The 3674-nt window shown below is 47.3% G+C and carries 3 protein-coding genes and 1 pseudogene; 1 reads left to right on the forward strand and 3 read right to left on the reverse strand.

The features are described 5' to 3' along the window. Positions 1–249: 249 nt before the first annotated feature. Positions 250–575 (reverse strand): annotated as a pseudogene (locus ACP5H1_RS08130) (IS200/IS605 family accessory protein TnpB-related protein); the annotation flags it as partial. 154 nt (positions 576–729) lie between these two features. Here ACP5H1_RS08130 and ACP5H1_RS08135 point away from each other — a divergent pair. Then, positions 730–1692, forward strand: coding sequence for a DNA methyltransferase (locus ACP5H1_RS08135; protein ID WP_427973942.1), 963 nt, complete (start codon positions 730–732; stop codon positions 1690–1692). 19 nt (positions 1693–1711) lie between these two features. On the opposite strand, the gene ACP5H1_RS08140 is transcribed toward ACP5H1_RS08135, so the two are convergent. Together ACP5H1_RS08140 and ACP5H1_RS08145 are read right to left on the reverse strand one after the other, a co-directional pair. Next, positions 1712–3307: a DNA methyltransferase gene (locus ACP5H1_RS08140; RefSeq protein WP_427973945.1), complete on the reverse strand. Its 1596-nt coding sequence runs from the start codon at positions 3305–3307 to the stop codon at positions 1712–1714. A gap of 31 nt (positions 3308–3338) precedes the next feature. Further along, on the reverse strand, positions 3339–3674 hold a 336-nt coding region (locus ACP5H1_RS08145; RefSeq protein WP_427973941.1), incomplete at its 5' end, for a DNA methyltransferase.

Here is a 3674-nt window from a genome sequence, read left to right on the forward strand (position 1 = left end):
GTAAAGTCCTGTTAGCAGGGAGGTTGCGACAACTATGGCTAAAATGGCAGCTAAGGCGCCAATAGCTTTCAACAGGGTAGCCACCGATTATTACGTTATTATTGGTCGTTAAGATATATAAAGGTATGCATATTTACATATTTCTTTTTTAATTTTTAATATATGTACTTGGGGCAGCTATTTTACATTTTAAAGTTTTTATAATAAAATTGGCAAGATAAAATATCTCGCGGGGCCTGGGTTGAGTGTTTACCCGTGACGTAACTTACCCTTACTTTTAATTACTTCTAACTCCGCCACGGGCACACCCCTCCTAAGGGATCATACACGATCGCCCTTAGGTCATTGGGGCCGGTCGAGGGAAACACCAATACCCTCCCATCCACCTTTTTCGCCAAGTTAAGTAGGGCGATGCAATACCTTTCTAATATAACTTCACCGCTTTCTAAGTACCTGGCCGTTACCTTGAATGCTCTAACGCCTCTACCCTCGTGAGCAGTGTCCGTCATCAGGTATGGGTTAAAAACCTTGATTACCCTCTCCACCACCTGCCTACTCTTCCTCAACCTCCTCCCGATTGATAGAACACTACTAATCTCCCCGCCATGAGGAGCTTAGGCAGTATCTTGAATATACGCCTAAGATTTGCTGTATATAACATGATGAAGAGTGTTAGAAGGTATTATAAAGTGTCTACTTCACATTTGTTGGTGGTGGGAAGTGGCTAAGATGAGGGAAGTTTCGTCTGAGGAGTATTTGGAGTTTGTTTCAAAGCATAATGAGGTTGTCGTGGAGGATCAGGTCATTAAGCTTAAGCCTATTGAGGTCGAGCGTTTGGAGCCCGTGAGTGACGAATTGACTGACGTAAGCACGACCGTTTGGAGCTACCCCAAGAGGGGTTCATGGGCCACACATAAGGGCAACTACAGGGGCAATTGGGCCCCGCAAATACCCAGGGCGTTAACGCTCATGTATACTAAGAAGGGCGATACCATACTCGACCCAATGATCGGGTCTGGCACCACGTGCATTGAGGCTAAGTTACTGGGTAGGAACTGCATTGGTGTTGACATCAACTACAACGCAGTGATACTGACACTGCACAGGCTCTACTGGCTTGAGGAGGGCATTAAACGCCTTGCTAGGTCTATGTTAGTACCATACGCAGTTAACGGTGTAACCCTTGATGATGTCATAAGGGCCTCCGTACACATATACCACGGCGACGCAAGGGAACTGGACTTGATCAAGGATGGCTCCGTTGATGCCGTGTTCACACACCCACCTTACTGGAACATCATTGAGTATAAAGGTAGCGAGTGTAACCCAGGCGACTTATCATGTGCGAGGAGCCTTGAGGACTACCTGAAGTTAATGGTGGGCGTTTCGAGGGAGATCTATAGTGTGCTTAAGCCAGGCGGCTACGCAGCCATACTAATTGGTGACACGAGGATCCATAAGCACTACGTCCCCATATCCCACAGAGTCCTAGACGTGTTCCTCGACGCAGGATTCATACTTAAGGAGGAGGTCATAAAGGTGCAGCACAGGATGAAGACCACAAGGGAAGTATGGCAGAAACTCAAGGACAAGGGCTTCCTGTTAATATACCATGAAAAACTCTTCATATTCAGAAAACCAGAAGCAGGAGAAAGCCTACGCAATGTGAAATACAGTACTAAATATAGCTAGTCTTCAGCAGGTTTGTTAGTTATTTTTGATCTTTTAGAGGAGTTGTTGGCGGGGAACCCCTAGTTAAAATATGTAAGGCTCTCCAGAGGATAAGCTGGACTATCCAATCTGGGGTATAGTACTCCCCCAGTTGTCTCCTAACATCTCTTGGTACTATATTCTGGTAAACTCTCTTGAGCAGGTCTAGTTCTACACCATGGCTCCAATCTATTGATAGTAGGAATTCTCCTATGTCTTTGAAGAATTGATCCAGCTTATGGGCTACCTGGGGGTCAAAAACCCAATCATGCTCATCCCTCTCAAAGAGGTAATTGACGTTGAACCTAGAGAGCGCCTTCCTGTACCAGAATAGCTCCACCGCCGCTTTGTGGCCTTCTAAGTAAAGTCTAATGGGTATGGTATACCTGCCTCCTCCCAGCGCGGCCTCCAGTATAGTGGCCCCAAGGCTCTTCAAGACGGTGACGTAAATTGTTAACCTAGTGAAGAGGTCTTCAAGGTCGTTTATAGAGTCTAACACATTCTTACCGTAGATCAGCTCCATCGTTCTAACCCAAAGCCTGTAATACGTCTTAACCCTATCGCCGTCCTTTAACAGTTCCCTAATGGTCTTTGAGTGCTTCTCGACTATCCCACTCGTCTTGCCCAGGATATGCTCTGGGGTCGGCCTAACCTTAGCAACCTCCGTAGTGAGGCTGAGTTTACTAAGGAGGCCTATGATTGTCACAAGTTCGTTATGTGCAAGCTCTATGATCTCCTGTTCTTTACCTGAAGTTAATTTGAATTCCCCAACATAAACCTGCTGTATGCTGCTACCTAGCCGTGCGTATATTTCAAAGCCCACGTTGTCCCTACAGGGCTTAGGGTACTCACGATAGTACCTCTCAGTCGGTATGTCAACAAGTATGCCTATATTATAGTTAAACTTATTCATATATTCCTCAAGCTGATCTTTACCCCGACGCCTATTGCATGGGGCCTCGGCTTCTATAACAATGTTCTCAATGCCGTAGTCGGCAACTAACTGTATTCCTCTAATCTTCATTTGTTTATAGACGTCTTCGCCGCTCTTAATTACTCCCTTCCTTTTCAGCTCATCTTTTACATTGTCAAAAAAATCCGTAACGTACGTCTCAGGCGTTTGATAAGGTGTCATGATGCGCAACCTCAGATAAGGGCCCTGAGTATCTGTGGTCGCCACTTTTTTAAAACGCGACTGCCCCACCTCTACTTGGCGCTGTATTTTACTTTGCGCAGGTCTCTCCTGGTTCTGGTTTTCTGAATATGAGAAGAGCTTTTCATAGTATATTAACAGGAAATCCTTGTTCCTAAGCTTGCCCCACACATCCCTCGTGGTCTTCATCCTGTGCTGCACCTTTATGACCTCCTCCTTGAGTATGAACCCCGCGTCGAGGAACACGTCAAGAACCCTGTGGGATATGGGGACGTAGTGCTTGTGCATCCTCGTGTCGCCAATTAGTATGGCCGCGTAACCGCCTGGCCTGAGCACCCTATAGATCTCCTTCGAAACGTCCACCATTAACTTTAGGTAGTCCTCAAGGCTCCTCGCGCATGATAAGTCGCCTGGACTGCACTCGCCACCCCTGTACTTAATTATGTTCCATTAGGGCGGGTGCGTGAACACGGCGTCAACGGAGCCGTCCTTGATCAAGTCCGGCTCCCTCGCGTAGCCGTGGTATATGCGCGGAGGATCCCATAACGTCCTCAAGGGTCACACCGTTAACTGCGCTTGCGCCAGTGCCATAGTTAGCAAGGCATTTAATGCCCTCCTCAAGCCAGTAGAGTCTGTGCAACGACGGCATCACCGCGTCGTAGTTGACGTCAACGCCAATGCAGTTCCTACTCATCAACTTAGCCTCAATGTACGTGGCGTCAGACCCTACCATTGGGTCGAGTGTGGTATCGCCCTTCTTAGTGTACATGAGCGTCAGCGCCCTAGGTATTTGTGGGCTTGGTTGTCCCTG

It is taken from the genome of Acidilobus sp., assembly GCF_049973875.1.
Lineage (GTDB): Archaea > Thermoproteota > Thermoprotei_A > Sulfolobales > Acidilobaceae > Acidilobus.

Excerpts from the sequence above, each read along its gene's own strand:
- ACP5H1_RS08135 (WP_427973942.1), top strand. The coding sequence starts at position 730 with ATGAGGGAAGTTTCGTCTGAGGAGTATTTGGAGTTTGTTTCAAAGCAT.